The sequence below is a fragment of the Xenorhabdus szentirmaii DSM 16338 genome, assembly GCF_002632585.1.
GTDB classification, from domain to species: domain Bacteria; phylum Pseudomonadota; class Gammaproteobacteria; order Enterobacterales; family Enterobacteriaceae; genus Xenorhabdus; species Xenorhabdus szentirmaii.
This window is the reverse complement of the sequence record NZ_NIBV01000004.1, coordinates 90,313-109,448: the sequence shown is the minus strand read 5'-3', so window position 1 is coordinate 109,448 and position 19,136 is coordinate 90,313. Positions and strand designations below refer to the sequence as shown.

At 43.6% G+C, this 19,136-nt stretch carries 12 protein-coding genes and 1 pseudogene; 8 read left to right on the top strand and 5 right to left on the bottom strand.

Features of this window, described 5'->3' with window-relative positions; translation table 11 throughout:
• The 8 genes and pseudogenes from Xsze_RS20675 to Xsze_RS20640 all read left to right on the top strand — a co-directional run.
• Window positions 1-312, top strand: a pseudogene (locus Xsze_RS20675) (bifunctional biotin--[acetyl-CoA-carboxylase] ligase/biotin operon repressor BirA); the annotation flags it as partial.
• A gap of 285 nt (window positions 313-597) precedes the next feature.
• Window positions 598-4,860, top strand: coding sequence for a TipJ family phage tail tip protein (locus Xsze_RS20670; RefSeq protein WP_339352212.1), 4,263 nt, complete (start codon window positions 598-600; stop codon window positions 4,858-4,860).
• An 81-nt stretch (window positions 4,861-4,941) separates the two neighbouring features.
• Window positions 4,942-8,724 (top strand): tail fiber domain-containing protein, encoded by a 3,783-nt coding sequence (locus tag Xsze_RS22490; RefSeq protein WP_051462264.1) that lies wholly within the window; start codon window positions 4,942-4,944, stop codon window positions 8,722-8,724.
• A 69-nt stretch (window positions 8,725-8,793) separates the two neighbouring features.
• On the top strand, window positions 8,794-9,120 hold the full coding sequence (locus Xsze_RS20660) for a hypothetical protein (RefSeq protein WP_038234173.1): 327 nt from the start codon (window positions 8,794-8,796) through the stop codon (window positions 9,118-9,120).
• Between the two features lie 11 nt (window positions 9,121-9,131).
• Window positions 9,132-9,833: a membrane protein gene (locus tag Xsze_RS20655; RefSeq protein ID WP_038234171.1), complete on the top strand. Its 702-nt coding sequence runs from the start codon at window positions 9,132-9,134 to the stop codon at window positions 9,831-9,833.
• 104 nt (window positions 9,834-9,937) lie between these two features.
• The gene (locus Xsze_RS21925) at window positions 9,938-10,174 is read left to right on the top strand and encodes a hypothetical protein (protein ID WP_051462263.1); all 237 of its coding nucleotides are present in this window, start codon (window positions 9,938-9,940) and stop codon (window positions 10,172-10,174) included.
• Window positions 10,175-10,488: 314 nt separating this feature from the next.
• Window positions 10,489-11,178, top strand: a complete 690-nt coding sequence (locus tag Xsze_RS20645) for a division plane positioning ATPase MipZ (protein ID WP_038234166.1) — start codon at window positions 10,489-10,491, stop codon at window positions 11,176-11,178.
• The gene (locus Xsze_RS20640; RefSeq protein ID WP_038234164.1) at window positions 11,171-11,533 is read left to right on the top strand and encodes a hypothetical protein; all 363 of its coding nucleotides are present in this window, start codon (window positions 11,171-11,173) and stop codon (window positions 11,531-11,533) included. Before Xsze_RS20645 ends, Xsze_RS20640 begins: the two co-directional genes overlap by 8 nt.
• A 248-nt stretch (window positions 11,534-11,781) precedes the next feature.
• Here the strand turns inward: Xsze_RS20640 and Xsze_RS20635 are convergent, their stop codons facing one another.
• The 5 genes from Xsze_RS20635 to Xsze_RS20615 are packed head-to-tail and all read right to left on the bottom strand — an operon-like array spanning window position 11,782 to window position 18,750.
• The gene (locus Xsze_RS20635) at window positions 11,782-12,051 is read right to left on the bottom strand and encodes a PAAR domain-containing protein (RefSeq protein WP_038234162.1); all 270 of its coding nucleotides are present in this window, start codon (window positions 12,049-12,051) and stop codon (window positions 11,782-11,784) included.
• Complete coding sequence (locus tag Xsze_RS20630) at window positions 12,035-13,243, bottom strand: type VI immunity family protein (protein WP_038234159.1); 1,209 nt, start codon at window positions 13,241-13,243, stop codon at window positions 12,035-12,037. The genes Xsze_RS20635 and Xsze_RS20630 overlap by 17 nt, the downstream gene beginning before the upstream one ends.
• 18 nt (window positions 13,244-13,261) lie before the next feature.
• Window positions 13,262-14,827 carry a VRR-NUC domain-containing protein gene (locus Xsze_RS20625; RefSeq protein WP_038234156.1) on the bottom strand — a complete coding sequence of 522 codons (1,566 nt, stop codon included), beginning with the start codon at window positions 14,825-14,827 and terminating at the stop codon, window positions 13,262-13,264.
• A 2-nt stretch (window positions 14,828-14,829) separates the two neighbouring features.
• Complete coding sequence (gene tssI, locus Xsze_RS20620) at window positions 14,830-17,001, bottom strand: type VI secretion system tip protein TssI/VgrG (RefSeq protein WP_038234154.1); 2,172 nt, start codon at window positions 16,999-17,001, stop codon at window positions 14,830-14,832.
• A gap of 18 nt (window positions 17,002-17,019) precedes the next feature.
• Window positions 17,020-18,750, bottom strand: coding sequence for a type VI secretion system baseplate subunit TssF (locus Xsze_RS20615; RefSeq protein WP_071991733.1), 1,731 nt, complete (start codon window positions 18,748-18,750; stop codon window positions 17,020-17,022).
• Window positions 18,751-19,136 lie beyond the last annotated feature (386 nt).

The window sequence follows — 19,136 nt, the reverse complement described above, 5'->3', positions numbered from 1 at the left end:
AAAATAATTAATCAAAAATCAACCAGTTTATTGCATACAGGCATGACAGTTGAGCGGAATAAATTAGTTGCTGAAATCATCATTGAACTTAAAAAAGCGCTCGTGCAGTTTGAAAAAGAAGGGTTATCTCCTTTTATTTCGAGATGGTTTGAATTAGATAATTTTATTAATCGCCCTGTGAAATTAATTATTGGTGATCAAGAAACTTGCGGAATCGCCCGAGGAATTGACCAACAAGGTGCATTACTTCTTGATATTAATGGTGTAGTTACACCTTATATTGGTGGAGAAATATCCTTGAGAGGTTGTTGAATATAAAGCCGGAAATGTTTCCAGCTCAGGTTACTGACAAAGTGCCAGATAAAAAGCCAGCATTTTGTCAGTAACTTGAGAGGCTAATTAAAGCCTCTTTTTGTAATATTATAAAATTCATTTCTATTTCTTTTACCGTGATGTAATCACTGACTAACGGTGTTTTTCGTTCTATCGTACTGAAACATAGACTATTTATTTATAGTTTCATAATTGTATTCGTCTATAAATTAATTCATTATAATAAGTTGATAAATACCTAATAACTGTGATATGGAGATTGCGGTGAAAAAAGAAAAAGTGATCATAGCGGGGGCTGGTGGTGGCGAGAACAACGACAGCCCCAGGCAGTCAGTTGAAGCGCCCGACAACGTTGAATCTAAAACACTCGCTTCAATATTGGATCTGTTGGGCGAAGGTGCAATTGGTGGTCTGAAAAATGGCGGCCAGTCTATTTTCTTGGACAATGTACCTTTGTTGAATCCTGACAGCTCATCAAACTTCAATGGAGTGAAGTTTTGGGAAAGGAGGGGAGAGCAAAACCAAGCCCCAATAGATGGTTTTGGCGACATTGAAACCCCTTATAATGTTGCAACAGAGCTTAAAACAACTAAACCTAAAACGTTGCAAATTGACAATGATGATGCCGATCGCGTGCGGATCATTATGGAATTTCCCCGTATAACCTCGACTGACAAAGAAAACGGAGACATAAATGGGGCGGAAGTGAAATTCCAGTTTCAATTAGCCATAGGCGATAATTCGTTTAAGCCTGTAATTCCGTTAGGCCATGAAGATAATATAATTACAGTTGCCAAAAAATCGAGCGGTAAATTCCAGAGAGAATATTTTATTGACTTGCCTAAACCCGGCAAAAACTACCGTATTCGGATCGTTCGATTTACACCCGATACCAATAGCGATTATCTGCATAACAAAACCGTAGTGGCATCCTACGGAGAAATCGTATTTGCAAAAATGGCGTACCCTAACAGTGCGATTGTTGGGATCACCATTGATTCACGGGAATTTGGCGGGAATATGCCTCGCCGCTCATACCTTGTTTCGGGGATGAAAATTCGGGTTCCTTCAAACTATCTTCCTACCGATAACACCTACCAAGGTGACTGGGATGGTGGCTTTGATATTCAGGTGTCATCTAACCCTGCATGGATTCTCTACGACTTACTTATCAATAAACGATATGGTCTAGGGAATTTCGTTAATGAATCGATGATAGACAAAGGACAGTTCTATCAGATAGGGCGCTATTGTGATCAAGAAGTTCCTGATGGCTTCGGTGGGATGGAAAAACGGTTCACGATTAATACCGTGATTGTAAGCCGTCAGGAAGCGTATAAGGTCATCTCTGACATTGCATCAGTATTCCGGGGCATGGTGTTTTGGGCTGGCGGTATGATCAATCTCCGACAAGACAGTCCAGCTACACCTGTTATGCAGTTTTCGGCAGCAAATATCATCGATAAAGTCGTTCGTAAGGGGTCTTCACGAAAAGATCGTCCAACCGTTGCCGTTGTTACTTATAACGACAAAGATGACCTTTACAAACAAAATGTTGAATACATCGAGGACGAGGAGGCCAAGAAGCGCTTTGGCATCCGTAAAACGGAATCACTGGCGTTTGGGTGTACCAGCCGAGGGCAAGCATACAGAACGGGGCTGTGGCTGCTTTACACTGCGAAAATGGAGACAGATGTTGTTATCTTCAAAGCAGGGATTGATAGTTCGTTTCTGGTTCCCGGTGAATTGGTAAAATTACAAGATAAATATCGCTCCGGTAAGCGTAATTCGGGTCGTATTAAGTCTTTTACCAAAAATAGCATAACACTGGATGCATCAGTAAGGCTCGATAAAGAAGGGGCGTTTATCACATTTTTAACGGCTGACAGCCGTATGATAGATCGCAACTTGCTTGAACTGGCTGGCGAATATCAGATTGTAACATTTAAAGAACCCATTAAGGCAGGTGATGAACCTGTAGAAATGGGTGTTTGGACGGTTACTGAACCTGATTTAGAACCCGTTTTAATTCGTGTTCTGAGTGTGAAAGAGAGCGATGAAAAAGGCACGTTTGAGATCACCGGTGTTGAGCACAACCCGTCTAAGTTTGAAGCGATTGACCGTGGTGCAATCCTCATTCCACCTAAATCAAGCGTCTTAGATCCGACTTTCAGCAAACCGGTTGGTTTGCAGGTGATGGAAACAACTTACCTTTCATCACCCGGTAATTTGGCGGTGAAACTGATTGTATCTTGGGAAGGGCGTTCCCCCAAATATGTTGTCCGTTATCGCCGCAGTGATGTAATAGACAATTGGATTCTCATGGAAGTTACCGATAACCAATGTGAAATTCTAAATGTTGCAGACAATGCTAATTATGATATTGAAGTATTTGCAATTTCAATCACTGGCAGACGAACAGAAACCTTAGTGACTGTTTACAAAACGTTAGGTACTTTGATGCCTCCCGGAGCACCTAAAAATCTGGTTGCTGTTGGTGATTACAGACAAATTGTGCTGACTTGGGTAAATCCAGACTCAATCGATCTAGATACGATTTACGTTTATGGTTCAAAAACAAATAACTTAGAAACAGCGAGTTTGCTGGCAAAGATTCCATCAACAACCTTTACACATTCAGGTCTGGATGATGACATAGCATGGTTCTATTGGGTTAGGGCGATCAACAAACGAGGTATGTTAAGCCTTGTAAACTCTAATTTAGGTACGCAGGCAGCCACGAAGGATGTTCTGTCCTTTTTGAAGAATAAAATTACTTCAAGCGAACTCGGTAAAGAGTTATTAGAAGAAATCGACACTAAAGCTGCCAAAGGAGATCTTGATGCAATACATGATTTGATTGGTAAATCGGAGACAAAGATTGATGCGATTCAAGATTTAGTGGATGAATCAGATAAGAAAATTGATGAGATTGGCAAAATAACGGGTGAAATTAAGGTTTCTCAAGAGAGTCTAAATTCTTCCGTTGAAACGGTAAAAGAGAATGCTAAAAAAGCCCTGCAAGATGCAGGTGACAATGCATCTAAGATTACCAAAATCAAAAATACTGTCGATGAGCAAAATAAGAAGTTCGCTTCAACGTTAGAGGCGATTCAAACGGTAAAAGGTAATATAGAAACCGTCTTACTCGAAGAAAAAAATGCTCGTATTGAAGGTGACAAAGCGACAACTGAAAAAGTTGAGTTGATTGAAACAAAGATAAACAGTCATGACGCAGTCATTAAGCGGGCTGAATCTACGGTTATTGGTGCCGAAAAGACAATCGCTCGCGTTTCTGGTTCTGTTGAAGCTGTGGCTAAGGCAGCTATTGATACTGCGTTAAAAGGTGAAGAAGAAGTTAGGGAACAACGTGAAACCAACGCCAAGATATTTACTGACCAGAAAGTCATAGTGGATGGACAGCAGGCATTGTCTCAAAAAATAGAAACAATGACCGCAGAGTTCAATCAAAACATCAAAGCCCAATTAAATGAAGAAAAGCAAACACGGGCAAATTCAGATGAGGCATTGTCTAAGCAGGTTACACAACTTAAAAGCGAAGTAAACCAAAACATCAAGGCGCAGTTAAGTGAGGAAAAGCAGACAAGAGCAAATGCAGATGAAGCATTGTCTAAACAAATCACCCAATTGAGAAGTGAAGTCGGTACAGATATCAAGGCTCAACTTGACAAGGAAAAAAGTACTCGTGCTACCAAAGATAGCGCTCTGGCTCAAAGTGTTGAACACCTTAAGGCACAGACTAGCAAGGATATTGAAGCGGCAGTGTTGGCGGAGAAAAACGCACGTACAACCGCTGATGAAAGTTTGGCAACCCAAGTCTATTCCTTAAGTGCGAAAACGACCAAAGATATTGCCAGTGCGGTTGCTAATGAAGCAAATGCTAGAACTACAAAAGATGAAGCGTTAGCAGGGGAAATCTCTAAGGTTTTGGCGAAGGCTAACGCTAACGAGGCGGCTGTAAAATCAGAACAGTCGGCTCGTGCTAACGGCGATTCAGCACTTGGTAAGCGTGTAGACACTGTTCAAGCGAACCTAAATGAAAACACTGTTATTGTTCAGCAAACTACAAAAGCAGTAGCCGAGATTAATGGGAAAATTTCTGCCTCTTGGAATCTGAAAATAGAGACCACCAAAGACGGAAAAAACTATGCAGCTGGCCTAGCATTAGGAGTAAATAACACGGTTTCACAATTTCTCGTTCAGGCTGATCGGTTTGGTTTAGTTAACGTAAACAACAGTGTTGTGACCACTCCGTTTGTTGTCGAGAACGGCGTTACCTACATGAATGCCGCTTATATAAAAAATGGTTCAATAAGCAGTGGTAAAGTTGGTGATCTACAATCTGACAACTATTCATCTGGAAGAACAGGCTGGAGATTAGGTAAGAATGGACAGTTGGAGATGAACGGCCAAACGTCTGGACAAGGTCGATTAAACATTTCCAACAATCGCATTGATGTTTATGACGAAAAGGGGGTTTTGCGAGTTAGGCTTGGTTTGCTGTAAATGGCATTATTGTGTGTGATAATACTGCTTAAATAATAGGTATCTAAATACTTAATATCCATTTGAATGAGGAGACATGGAATGTGGTACAGGGAAGGTACTAATTCTTTTGAGAAAGAAAGCAAAAAAGTTAAAGGTGTTGGCACTTCTTGGTCGCAGGCAAAATATGGAGTTATGCCAGGCATGGTACTTATTGGCTCCGACAACCTTTTATATGAGATCGAAAGTGTTCAAAGTGATACAGAACTCACATTAACTGAGGCTTATAAGGGAGGTTCGATCAAGGATCAACCTTGTCGTATTATTACCACTTATGAAGGGGATTTATCGCAGTTTAGTGCACGATTCTCGGCATTATTGCAATCAATATCTACAGATTTCCGTGAGATTCGACGCTGGTTAACTTCGCCGTCACCAGTCGTTATTATCCGAGATGATGGTACTAAATTTACAGCTGATTCACTAGAAACTATCTATGCAGCGCACAAAACTCGCGTTGGGTGGTTTGATAAAAATAGGGCGTTGATTACTGATGCTGGACATCAAGCGGCAAATGCAGCTAATTCTGCGAAAGCAGCAAAAGAATCGCAAACAGCAGCTCAAGCTAGTGAAGAAAAGGCAACTAATTCTGCGAAAGCAGTGAAAGATTCCCTAATTGCGGCATCCTCATCTCAATCGTCGGCAAAAATTTCAGAAAATAATGCTAAGACATCTGAAACCAATGCAGCTAATTCAGTTAAAGATGCTGCATCTTCACAAGTTGCAGCTAAGACATCAGAAAATAACACTGCTAATTCAGCTAAAGAAGCAAATGCCTCGCAATTGGCTGCAAAGATTTCCGAAACTAATGTGGCTAATTTAGCTAAAGAAGCCAAATTATCTGAACTTGCCTCCAAGACCTCGGAAACGAATGCGAAATCATCCGAAGTTAGTGCTAATTTATCAGAAGATAACGCTAAAGCCTCAGAAAATTCCGCGACTGAAAAAGCCAAACAAGCATCAAGTTCGCAAATAGCAGCAAAAGCCTCTGAAACCAATGCTGAATCATTTAAATATGCCTCCGCTAAATCTGCCTCCAATGCCTTTTCTTCTGCTAATAAGGCTGAACAAGAAGCCAATAAAGCTATCGGTGCAGCTACTAGTGCGGCGATTTCTGAGTCTAATGCTTCAATTTCTGCAAAATCGGCGAAAACGTCCGAATCTAACGCCAAATTATCAGAAACTAATACTGCTACATCAGAGAAAAACGCTAGAGTTTCAGAAGGTAATGCCGAATTATTTAAATTCGAAGCTGAAAATTCGGCAAAAGATGCGGCGAATACTCTTGCGAAATTGGGGAATGATGCAAAAGTTGCTGATAATGCAGCTAAAGTTGCAAAATTATCTGAAACTAATTCAAAGGCGAGTGAAGCTACCACAAAAGCCTCAGAAGCTAATGCACTCAATGCAGCCAATGCAGCCAAAAGTTCGCAAGATGCTGCAAAAGTCTCCGAAACTAACGCCACACATTCAGCACAACTGGCGTCCGTCTCTCAGGCATCAGCAAAAGCATCGGAAGACGTAGCGGTGTCATCAATAAATGCAGCACAAGAAGCCGCTACTTTGGCAACCAAAAAAGCGGAATTAGCCGCAGCCTCAGAAAGCAAGGCGTTGGATGCAGCCAATAGAGCAACACTTGCCGCACAAATAAAAGAAGATCTCCTCAAAGGGAAGACTCTTGCAATATCTCTAGGATCGGATAAACCTACTTGGACAAAAATAGCCGAGGTAGTTATGCCTCAACATCCGGGTAAACCGAGTACTATACGTATAGAGCTGGTGGGTGGGAGTGGCTATAATGTTGGGGCTTATCAACAAACTGCCATGTCTGAAATTGTTTTGCGGTCTGGTAATGGTTATCCCAAAGGCATTAATGCTTCTCTTTATAGAACAAATAATGGCGCTGCAAATAATGTGGCAACAATCAATACTAAAGATGATGAATATGATGTTTATGTTCATTTTGGTGCTTATCCATTTGATTTGATTTGTAATGTACAGCAGACCAACGTCACAGTATTAAATGTAGGGAAATTATCAACACCGCTGGAAACCTTGCCTGAAGGGGTGTTAGAAGGTAAGACATACAATTACGTTTTGGCCTCAGCAGTCGACGAACGCGGGAATTTATCGATTGATACAAATCTATATGGACCCGGATTTGTTTCGGGGGTTAGGGGTAAAGATAGAACATGGATAGAACCCAAAAATGGCGAAGCATGTTGGCTGGCTAATCTCGGAGATCGCTATGTTGGCGAATTCAAACACCCCAAAAAATCGGGAACTGCCGCCATATTAGAAGAGCATTACACCAAAGGTGAATCAGATGGCAAATACCAGCCGAAAGGTGATTATGCAATCGATCAGAACACCGTCTCTAATAGCCGAAAAATTAATGGAAAATCATTGTTATCAGATATTACGTTGAATGCGGCTGATGTTGGTGCGTTTCATAGAGGATTAAAGGACACTGTTTCAAAGGATAACGTCCCGTGGAATGCGGCATCTGGTATATATAATGCAAATTACGGTGGCCATACACAAATTATTGTTCATTTTAATATGGGGACATCAGGCTTTAGTACACCGTCACTTCAGTTAAAATCAGTATATAAGAATAATAGCATAGCCTATCGTTCGGCTAGGGATGGTTATGGGTTTGAAGAGCCTTGGACAGAGTTTTATACAACTAAAAATAAACCTTCTGCGAGTGACGTAGACGCGTACTCCAAAGGTGAATCTGACGGTAAATATGCCTTAAAAAACTCGAAAGAAGAGCTTAAGGTTGGGTATTTAACGGCATCATGGAGTAATGATTATACCGGGGTTAAGTTAACCAAGCCTGATGGCCGCTATGCTGTTATTGAAACATCCCCTCACGGTGGCGCACCACTAAACTTTATCTATCGTGAAAAAGATGGCGCTAATATTTTTGTTGCTGCGTTGCCTCAAAAAACCGGTGTGATTGCATTAGAGAATTACGCTTACTCAAAAGATGAATCTGACAATAAATATCAACCCAAAGGAAATTATGCCAATGCCGCTTCCCATACTTTTAGTGGCGAAGTGCGAGCGCCAAATGTCATAACTGGAGCCGTAAATAACCAAAGTTTCTTTTTTCAAGCAGATGGAGTTTGGAGATGGACAGTACAACAGGGTGGTGTCTGGAAGGGTGAAATTCACCATCCAGGGAGAGGAGGTGTATTTGCTCTTCAAGGAGACAGCTATACTAAAGGCGAATCTGACAATAAATATCAGCCAAAAGGTAATTACGCTAATAGAGGTGACAGTTATACCAAAGGTGAATCTGACGGCCGTTATTTAGAAAAATCTGGCGGCGAGATACATGGCAATTTACTTTTTAAAGGAAATGGTCGTCGCCATATTATATTTAATAATGGTTCACAAGTTGATGGATATATTTATAAAGATTCTGGCAGTCATCTTATGTTTAACAACGGTGTTAATGGTGGCGACTGGCAAATGCGTACTGATGGATCGTTTTACTGTGGAGGTAATGGCAATTTTAACGATGTCTATATCAGATCAGATAAACGAGCCAAAAAAGATATTGCAACAATCAGTGATGCAAGCGAAAAACTGTCAAAATTAAGTGGTTATACTTACACCATATCTGATGATAACAACAATAGTAGCCGTTCTGCCGGCCTTATTGCTCAGGAAGTTCAAGATATATTGCCGGAAGCAGTGACTAAAGATGAAAATGGTTTGTTGCGTTTGAACTATAACAGTGTCATAGGATTATTGGTTGAATCTGTAAAAGACCTGCAAAAACAGGTTGATGCGCTGAAAAATAATAGGTAATTGCTTACATATTAAGTTAATAAATGTTATAAAATCCCCACACCGATTGCCGAATACATGGAGGTTAAAATGGCTAACGAGGTGGGGAAATTAACACCAGAGATCATTGATCGCATCGCAAGAGTGGTTGCAAAGGAAATCGCTACCGACTTGCGCGAGGAATTAAAAGACAAAGTGGGTGAGGAAGTTGAACGCCACCTTAAAGCCTATTTTGGCGATATGACCGCGGCACAACACAGTATCCAACACGCAAATTTAGAAAAACTCCTTGTTCGTTTGGATAACCTATCCAGCGGATTTTACGGAGGAATTCTGTCAAAAATCGGTTCTATCGTTGTCGTTGCACTTATTTTCGGGCTGGCGGCATGGGGCTTAAAGAACGGTATTGGTAACTAAGGAGAGTTACGATGGCTGGTAAAGGATTACCTCGTGGAATACGTAACAACAATCCCGGCAATCTTGAGATGGGGTCGCCGTGGCAGGGGTTAACCAAGACTCCTCAAGACAAACGATTTTGTTCATTTGTAGATTCGGCTTACGGCATTCGCGCTTTGACCGTGACGTTGATTACCTACCATGACAAACGTAAAACGGCCAATGGCACACGTATCGATACGGTTCGTAAAATCATCGAACGTTGGGCACCTGTTGTCGAAAATCATACCGAAATCTACATTCAATTTGTTAGTAAGACGGTTGGTGTATGTCCTGATCAGAATATTGATCTCCATAAATATGAAATTATTCGTCCACTGGTGGAGGCTATTATTCGTCAGGAAAATGGTCGGGGTGGGTTGAAAACAATTAATAGCTGGTATAGCCGCGAAGTGATCGACGAAGGCTTACGTCGCGCCGGTATCGTACAGAAAGCCAAAACGGTCGCTAAGGTGCCTGTGACAAAAGAAACCGCCAGCGCAACAGTTGCGGCATCTTTGGGAATAGGTCAGATTGCCGAAGTCATGCCGCAAGTTTCTGACGCGCTAGTTAAGTCAGAAAGCCATTTATCCAGTGGTTCAGTGGCTCGCATTATCTTCGGGATTGCAACGATTGCTGTAGCGTGTGTTATCTCATATTCGCAGATCAAACGTTTTAAACAAGGTATTGAGTAACGAGTTGGGTTAATTATGTTTGGATTGTAATACAGAGTATTGGAAGGTCATATTTTGTTAAACTTTCCTATTCTTTTCCTGACGCTATGTAAGGTGGAAATAAATTGAATAAACTGACAGCATTTTTATACACTGCTTTGGCTGTTATCGCTCTCCTCTTTTCCGCATATCATTTGGGCGGCAAAGCAGTAAGAAAATCGATGGAAATTAAACGCCGCAAAGATGAAGTTGAGCGGCTTAAAGTCACGCTTGATGCAAGGAGTGAGGTTGAGCATGAGGTTCATTCTAAAAGTAGCATTGCTGTTATTGATGAGCTTCGCAACGATTGGATGCGTAAATAACATTGCCAACACTTCCCCCGCGTTCTGCGAAACTGCTTCCCCAGTATACATAGGGTCAGAGGATACTTTAACTGACTTTACCGCAAGAGAAATACTCACTCACAATTTGATAGGTCACAGGCTCTGTGGTTGGAGGAAGGGCGACAAGTAGTCGCCTTTTCTCATTTATCTAAACAATATTAATAAAAAAATAATATATTTTTTTAAATGCTTTTATTTATAGGTTTTCTTCCAATTTGAAAACAACAAAGGTATCTTATATAAAACAATAAACGCGGTACGTGAATAATCCTAAAACAGATAAGGCAAATACCATGAGTAAGAACGCAAAAATCATACTGGTGGGTGGTAGTAAAGGCGGTCCCGGCAAAAGTACGATTGCACAACAAATTGCTGGCTTCATGCTAGTTAAGGTCGGTAAAAAAGTACACCTTCTCGATATTGACATCCAAAAAACCACCTATCAGTGGTGTCAGGATCGTGAAAGCACGCCTGCGGGAGAGGATATTAAAAAACTGTCCTATCACTATCGCTCCGACAACGTGATCAAATACCTCAATGGTATTAAAGATCAGTATGATTATATCGTCGTTGACGCTGGAGGTTTTGACTCAGAGGTACAGCGTGAAGCAATGCTTTGTGCCACTCATTTATTGTTGCCTATCCGTCCTAAGCGCCGTGACGTTCGCTCACTAGCGGCACTTGATCGCATTGTCGAAAAAGCCCAAATACTGAATGAAGAATTAAAGGTTCGTGTTGTCATGAACCAATGCCCGTCATTGCCGAACCAGTTCTCAAGAATCCAGTTTTCAAAAGACGTGTGTGAAACCTTCGGTATGTCAGCTCTAAGTACCAACATCTATGCCCGCAATGTTTATGACGATGCGGAAGAAGCCGGCCGCACTATTTTTGAATTGCCAAAAACAGAACGCGACAAAAAAGCTGAGAAAGAAATTGAATTGTTAGTAAAAGAATTTGTATATGGAGAAAAGGTAGATGGCTAAGAACCCTATGGCTGGGCTTGCAAAGCAAGATCGTGAAGAAGCAAGACAGGAATTTTTGAGCAATTCCTCATTGAAAGAAAAAACGGTTAAACAGCGCGGTCGTCGTAAAAACAGCGATGAGGTAATCAAAAGCCGCACCGTTTCAATGGAAGACGAATACCATGAACTTGTTGATCTATTACGAGTCGTTCCAAGACGAGCCAATTTAAGCCGTTCAGACGTGTTCAGAGCCGCGTTAGTTACCTTAGCATCATTGCCGTTTGGTGATATTAAGGCTGCATTAGAATTGAGTTTGGAGACGAACCCAGAGCAGATTAAAGATTTAATCAGTGAGTTGGATAAAAAGATTCCGTAAATATTATAGATTTTTTATCGAACAAACAGCGTTCGTTCTTTTTCGGTGTCTATACTTTAATCTCATCGTTAAGAGAGGAAAAATAATGACTACGGCTGATACCTATTTGCTACAGAAAAGGGTGAATACTATTTGTAATGAACTTTTCGCTTACTTCAATCATCAACTGAAGACAAGAATAGCTGATTTTTTGACCATTAATTGTGTCACTCACAGGCGATAGCCATTCTACCGCCTGTGAGATTTTATTATCCCCCAGCAACAAGGGTACAGCCAGAGGGACAGCCGCAATCTACCTTGTGCCCTTCCAAAGCCACCGCCTTCCCCTGAATCACCGTCAGTGAGGAACCTTCAGCAATAGTGCCGGTGCCCTTACACGCAGGACAAAATACGTCATCCCCCACACAAGCCACGGGTTCACCCTGCTTAGTTAATCCTGAACCGGTCAGCACCGTACCGCCCGTATTTGTGGTGTCCCCTTTCAGGATGATCTTCTTTCCGTCAATGGTGGCCCGCATTTTGTTGTGCCTCTAGCTCTTTCAGATCTTTCATGTCGTCATGCTTAATCTGACGCACCAAACGCCACACGGTTGTACCCGGCGAATTGCCTTCAACATCCGGGGCAATATCCCCTTGCAGGATGACGTTCTCCAGCCCTTCGCGCCCTTTGGTTGTCCAGTAGCCATCCACCCTGGCAGGCTCACCCGCCATTAGTGGCTCTACTTGTAACGCGCCACGGTCATAACGGGCATACCAGAGGGCACTGGTTTCACCTGTGAAATGGCCTTCACCATAGGTATGTAAAGAGTAACCTTCATCTTTTAAGGTATAACGTATAGGGCGAATTAACTCATTAATCGCAATATAACTTTCAGGCACACTGGCAGGTAATGGGGTCAAATCAGGGTATTCGCCGGCGCGAATTATCAGTCCATTGCCGTATTCAGTAATGGCGATATCCGGATAGGCTGATAATTTTTTTCTTACCCATTGTTCACCACCCAACCGCTTGATAAAGCGATGTGACAGCAAAGTTATCCAGTCAATACTGCGTATGGAATTAAAAAAATACATGGTGTCGATAAAAACATTAGAATTAACCTGCATCGTTGGATAACGGATCGCAAGCTGATATTCTAGGGGCATGTATATTTCATAGTCTAGGGGTAATACTAATGTGTAACCACATTCCCCACTATCGGGATTGAGTTGTTCACAAAGAAAGGCCAGCCATTCGTTAAATTCCGTTTGCCCTTTATCTGTTGCCAACTGATCCCACGGTAATACCAGAGATAAATAGGAGCTTGCCTCATTACCATCAGTTTCCCACGTATCAATATAATGCATCCTGTATTGAGGCGCGTCATCAGCATTTTTCGCATCACTGACATCCCAACTGCATATCTTATTACCTACAAATATCCCGTTGTCAGCTTTTAAAATTAGCTGCTCTACCTTTTCAATATTTTCGGCTGAAAACTTCTTTAGCCCTTTAAATTCGTGGGCATGGAATCGTAATCTGTCGCCGTACATTTCTCGAAATCGTCGAAAACAGGCGAGAATACGCTCCTTTTTTTCTCGCGTATACCCTTGTTTGAAAAACAGGGTGATGGCCAATCCTAAACGTGACACGGTCACATCGCGTTCGCTTTGCAGGGTAAAGTTGGTTAACTGTGCCTTGATATGCTCGAAGTAAGCGTCTTGATTCATAATGATCCTTTTTCTTTATTATGCGGTTGCCGCGGTTAATGCGACCATCCCCGCTGCTGCGGCGGTCAACATCGCCCATACCGCCGACGCGACACCGCCGACAATACTCCCCACCCAAATGATTAAGCCAACCAGTAAAACAATAGCAGCGACAACGACAATGGTTTCAATCAGGGTAACGATTTCTTCGCCGATTTTTACCATTAATTCAACGGTTCCATTGCCCAAATCAGCCGCTATCTGATACCAATCGACGTGTTTTAATGCTTCAATGGTCAAGTCCGTGTTTTGGTATAGCATCTCCACCGCTTCCGTGATTTTTTCTTCGGTAAGGCGAACGATTTCCCCTGTTTTTTCACTCACCCAATGTATGGCATAGCTCAGCTTGTTGGTTACTGGATCAATAATTTCATCCGCTATCCATTTCCCCGATTCACGAAACCAGGCGCCGCAAGCCGCCAAGGCTTCACGTGTTTTATCCGTGAGGTAATTAATTCCACTGGCCGTTAAATCCCATGTCCATTCCCAACTTCGGACAACCCTATCCTTGGTATAGGTAAACCCGTCTTTCACTAATTGTACACCCTGATCATAAAATGCTTCGACTTGTTCCCAAAATGATGATTCATCAGGGGGCGTGATTAATGCGGGAACGGTTTGATCATGCGATAAAGCCATCCAGATACTGAACATGGGTTTATGCTGCCACGGTTTTTCACTTACCAGCGGGAGGTTTTTCGGCATATACCTGACCATTCCTGTGTGGGTCGGAATAGGTAATGGAGAGGATGGGGGTGGTGTCGGTTTAACTTCAGGTGCTGGTGCGGGTGATGGAGGGCGATTACTACCGTCAATCGGCGGAAATAAGCCACCAAACAACGCCATATGTTTTTTTATGTAATCCATCTCAGCGGCTTTGGCTTCTGCTGACTGATTTTTCCATTCTTCTGAATCCCGGTTATCTTCAACCACAAAGAGACCAAAGCGATCTTTACCAGCAATGAGGGGATAATCTCTTTTTTGTCCTTTTGATAAAGAGTCTCCCGGAAATTTTACTTCAATCAGCACTTTCAGGTTATCGGGATGTACGGAGCCATCAAGATATTGAGCGTCACGCCCCGGCCAGCGAAACTGCTTATTTTTGACTAAAACAATATCAGGTCGCCGCAAACCTGTAATACCATGTTTGATGATGTCTTGCTTAGACAAATTTAAAAACCAGCTTCCAGAGTGGGGTAAGTTACCTGCATAAAGCCTCTTTTTGCCTGCACTTGTCGCGAGTTTAGGCAATGGCGTTTTCTTTCTCCCTCTCATGTAAAAACTTACTTCTGCTTTATATTGCCATTGCCAATCAGACGCATTTTCTTCTACTTTAATCAACTGGCTCAGCGTCGCCTGTCTGAGGGAGATGGATTTTCCTTTTTTGAAACTTATCTTGGGTGCCCAAATGGCTAACGCCGCTTTTCTTGCCAGGTAGCATTGGTCTTCATCTTTGGGGAATTCAATCTGCTCCATTCGGCAATTGACTGAGGTGACAGCTGGGCACATGGTGCCTGGTTTTAATTGTTGAGGTTTTTCCGCCATTGTTATTCCTCCTTAAATTCCATGATGTAATCCACGGGTTGATTATCCCCCACGTGGTAAAGCGTTTCGGTTTTCTTTACCTTTTTTTCTTCGGGGATGCTGAACTCCAGCGTATCCGCTTGTGGCGTCTGTACGATGGCTGTACGCCCAAACGCATCGGTACGCCCGGATACTACCCCCGATGGGGTTTTTATCTCATACAGGGTATTGCCCAGTGGCTTATTCCCGTTCTTGCTGTTGGTCAGAATAAATCGACCAGCATAATCAAACAGTGCCTGGCTGCCGGCTTTCCCGGCCGCGTGCTCCGTCATTGAGATGGAGGTGCCGGAAATCGTGATAGCCCCTGTCGGATCAATAATGATTTGGCCGCCAGCATTGCCTATCGTGATTTGCCCGCTTTGAGATTGCAGCACAATATGCTTCCCCACCTTGATTTCCTGGTTATCTGCGATTTCCAGCAACTGGCTTTTACCGACGTTGACGCTTTGCTGCCCGGTGATGGTGGTGGACTGATTTTTTTCAACCCGTAAAGTTTGATGACCGGCAACGGACTCGTCGTCATCCTGTTTGATCAGGGTTTGACGGCTGCGTTGGATTTCCTCAAATTGATCCCGTACCACCGTCAATTTCTGGTCTTGTCCTATCCGCTCTTCATGATCCATATCAACCTGCGTCGTGCGGTTGTTCAGCACTTTGGTGTTCATGTCTTTCTGGGCATGGATATAGACTTCTTCGCTGCCCTTCGCATCGTCAAAGCGTAATTCGTTAAAGCCTTCACCTTTATGTGTATGAGTCTTGAACGTTGTGCGGGTTTTTTGTGCCGGCAAATCCAGTGGCGGGCTATTGCGCCCGTTGTAATTGCAGCCGGTCACAATGGGGCGGTCAATATCGCCGTTCAGGTAAGAAACGATGACTTCCTGACCGATACGGGGAATGGCCATAAAGCCAAAACCGTTGCCGTTCCAGCCCTGGGCAACCCGTATCCAGCACGAAGAGCCATCCCCCGGCTTGTCGTAGCGGTTCCAGTGAAAATGCACTTTAATCGCCCCGTACTCGTTGGTGAAAATCTCTTCACCTTCTGGCCCAACCACGGTTGCCAATTCATCACCATCGGCCAAGGGTTTGTAACGGTACGGTGGCCGCCAGTCATCGCGGCCAGGGATAAAGGTCATATTACTGGTTAAGGTCGTGCCTTCCCCGCCGATCCCTGCGGCCTGCGGCTGCGACCCCGTGTGCGTAATACTGACAACCTGCCAGCGGTCATTCATGGATAACGCGGGGTGGGCGTTGAGCGTGAATATTTTACCCGGACGTAACTTGATACAGTTGCTTTGCGCAGAGCCGATCTTACTTTCACTGTTCAACTGGTTAAGATAAATGTCCCCCAATGGTTGGCCTTCCTTACTCCACTGGAACCGCCCGTAACTTTCGAACACGGCATGATTGCCCGCTTGCTCCAAGGTACTTTGGGTAAGCATCGGCTGGGAAGGTCGCTGGAAATTATAGTCTTTATGGCGGTATTCATCCGGGCACAGGTATTCCCCGTATTGCCATTGCCAGACGGTCGCGTCGGTATCATCAGTATCCGGCTGCGGGTTATAGGTTAACGGGAGACCCGCCGTCATTCCCAAGTGGCTATTGCTGAAGAACATTTGGTCTTCTTCAAACCAAAAGATAATGCCTTCTTCCGCCGCCAAACGGCTCCAGAACTCATAGGCCGATTCCCGTTTTTGGGTCGTATATTCCCGTCTTGCATGATACCCATGGCTATCATAAAACTGGCTGTCGGCTTTAATTCGATGCTCTTTCAGCAACTGCGTGAGAATTTCGGGAACGGATTGGCGCTGAAAAATACGGCTGTCCTGATTGAGCGTCATCCGCCACATTTCCGGCCGCAAGATAAAGGTGTAATAAGTCTGCCTGCCGTCTGTATTCCCTTGTGTTGCACCCACAATGATGCCATTTATGGTACGTTCAACGACACCATTGCGGATCACCGTTAATGATGCTTCACGATCAAGTTGTTCACGCAAAGGGATGTCATTTAGCGCGCTGATCACGGTCAGATTAAGGTGAAAAAGCTGTGATAAATGCTCCTGTAACTGGAAATTCACCACCTGAAAGGTGGCCGGCGGCAATCTGCCTATCTGGCAGGTAAACACTAAACCATCCATTACTGTCTGTCCTTATTTTCACATTAACGGACGGTATCCCTGTACAGGATACCGAGATAAAACATAGGTTTCCCCCGATGTTGTGTGGCATTTCATTAACATCCGCATATCTTGTGCCAGACAAAAGGGTAAAAACTGAAACAGGGTATTGGCGAACCCAAATAACTCGCCTTCAGATTCATAAGCCGTATTATCCAGTGTCAAATCAACAAACAGGCAACGATGGGGAACTCCCATCACGAGCCTGTCACCAGAGACAGACTCCACAGTCACAATGCCTCCGATCAGGCGCCGCAGCCTCCGGCTCTGGTTTCTGTCTTTATCGGCATAAAGATCGTACCCCAGCAACAAATGCTTAAGCGCCTCCGCCGAATACAGTAAAAAGGGACTGGCGGAGTAGTGTGACAATAATGTCCAGTAATGGTGGTTATTGGTGAACGGCGGATAAGGCGATGAGACGGTGGTCAGGTTTTTGATGTGAAAATCATCCGGGATGTTTTCATCGGCATAACAGATTTCCCCGGGCGATAATGGCGGGGCTTGAAGCTCAAAGGTCATGAAATGACAAACAAATTTATGCGCGGGTGGTGATGCCATTAATTGGTTTCGGTTATCGCGAAACACCAGTTCATGTTGCAACCTGCCCAACGCATCAACACTCGTTTCCAGTGAATAGAACCACGCCGGTTCATCATCAGGGTAACGCTCCATCCCCGTCAACACGCTGGTGGGGTAGAATTGGCATGTCTGGCCGCGGTGCAGGGCTTCCCCCGGCTCTTGCTCCAACTCCACCCCCACAACATCCAGTATCCCGTTCTCGATGGGTAAACAGTAACGGGCACTGTCCGGCGTAAAGGGGATTGTTAACCTCAGCGATTGTCGGTTGAAGACCGGGACACAATGAAGGTGAAAAGCCTGCTCAATTTGCGCTTCAGACACATCCAGCTCGCAACTAAGCTGAATGGTAAGGGTAAATTCATTGGTTTCTGCCATTGATAAACGGTCTTGCATGAAAGTGGGCAAAACCAATGTCATAAAGTGGTGGACATGCGGCAGATAAAGGGATTCCAACAATAATTGCGGTGCCCAGTTTCCTGACTTTTGCGGGGGAGACAGGATCAAACGCGATGTCCCCTGCAACGGTTCCAGACGAATGCCGTCCATCGGACACAACGTTTCTCCCCGGTATAACCGAATGTCATAGGCATATTGCCTCAACGCCAGCATCAGGCTGTCCGCCACGGTGTTATCTGCACTGAGAAACAGGCTAATGGGGTTGATAAGCCAATGGTCATCCTTGCCGGTATATTGAAAGGTCAGTTTGAGCTGGGTTTCTTTTGCTTGATAAGAGATTTCTCGCCGGATCAGTGCCAGCGGTTCGATGTCGCATTGCCGACTGGTCACGAAGATGCATTCAGCCTCAGTCGTCATTTGACTGACTTTCGGTACTGAACAGGCGGAGTCTGCGCCAATCCCACTGTGTAGTTGCATGACACTGGTAGTTGGTATGCCTTTAATGGTCTGAGAGCGTAAGCTTTGCAATGTCGGGCGGGTGATTTCCGGAAAACCATCATCAATTTTTTGATGCTGACGTGCGGTTAAAAATGCAAAGCCTTCGCTGATTCTTTCCACATCGGGATCTTGCCCATTGAGGATATCGGCCAGATGGGGTTTTTCCTGGCTAATCAATCGTTGTAGTGCGCGAAGATATGCGATCTCGTGTTGAAAATAGTGTTCAAAGGTTTTCACATCGTTCCTTTTTCGATATTCAATTTTTGATAAACGTGGCTAGTTCACTCTGGGCAACGTGCTGAATTCCCTTTTTTTCGCAAGCCTGCTTTGATTAATTACTTATCGGTATTTTATCGGAAAAATTTATGTATGTTTACAGTCGATGGGGTTAAAGAGGTATTTTACAAGAATATCAGTTAAATTTAATTTATGTAATATGGGTTTTGAGGTATTTCGGATGAGTCTTAAGAAGCCGGTCTTAGGCTATCTCGCGAGATGAAAATAGGGGTTTGAGGAGCAGCGGAACAGTAATCGCCATTAAGTGGTCAATTTAAATAGCCATTATATTACTAATCAATATATTACAAATCTTCATTGAAAGCTCTCAGTTCCCCCCTTACTGA

Excerpts from the sequence above, each read along its gene's own strand:
- Xsze_RS20645 (WP_038234166.1), top strand. The coding sequence starts at position 10,489 with ATGAGTAAGAACGCAAAAATCATACTGGTGGGTGGTAGTAAAGGCGGT.
- Xsze_RS20640 (WP_038234164.1), top strand. The coding sequence starts at position 11,171 with ATGGCTAAGAACCCTATGGCTGGGCTTGCAAAGCAAGATCGTGAAGAA.
- Xsze_RS20655 (WP_038234171.1), top strand. The coding sequence starts at position 9,132 with ATGGCTGGTAAAGGATTACCTCGTGGAATACGTAACAACAATCCCGGC.
- tssI (WP_038234154.1), bottom strand. The coding sequence starts at position 17,001 with ATGGATGGTTTAGTGTTTACCTGCCAGATAGGCAGATTGCCGCCGGCC.
- Xsze_RS20625 (WP_038234156.1), bottom strand. The coding sequence starts at position 14,827 with ATGGCGGAAAAACCTCAACAATTAAAACCAGGCACCATGTGCCCAGCT.
- Xsze_RS20630 (WP_038234159.1), bottom strand. The coding sequence starts at position 13,243 with ATGAATCAAGACGCTTACTTCGAGCATATCAAGGCACAGTTAACCAAC.
- Xsze_RS20635 (WP_038234162.1), bottom strand. The coding sequence starts at position 12,051 with ATGCGGGCCACCATTGACGGAAAGAAGATCATCCTGAAAGGGGACACC.
- Xsze_RS22490 (WP_051462264.1), top strand. The coding sequence starts at position 4,942 with ATGTGGTACAGGGAAGGTACTAATTCTTTTGAGAAAGAAAGCAAAAAA.
- Xsze_RS20660 (WP_038234173.1), top strand. The coding sequence starts at position 8,794 with ATGGCTAACGAGGTGGGGAAATTAACACCAGAGATCATTGATCGCATC.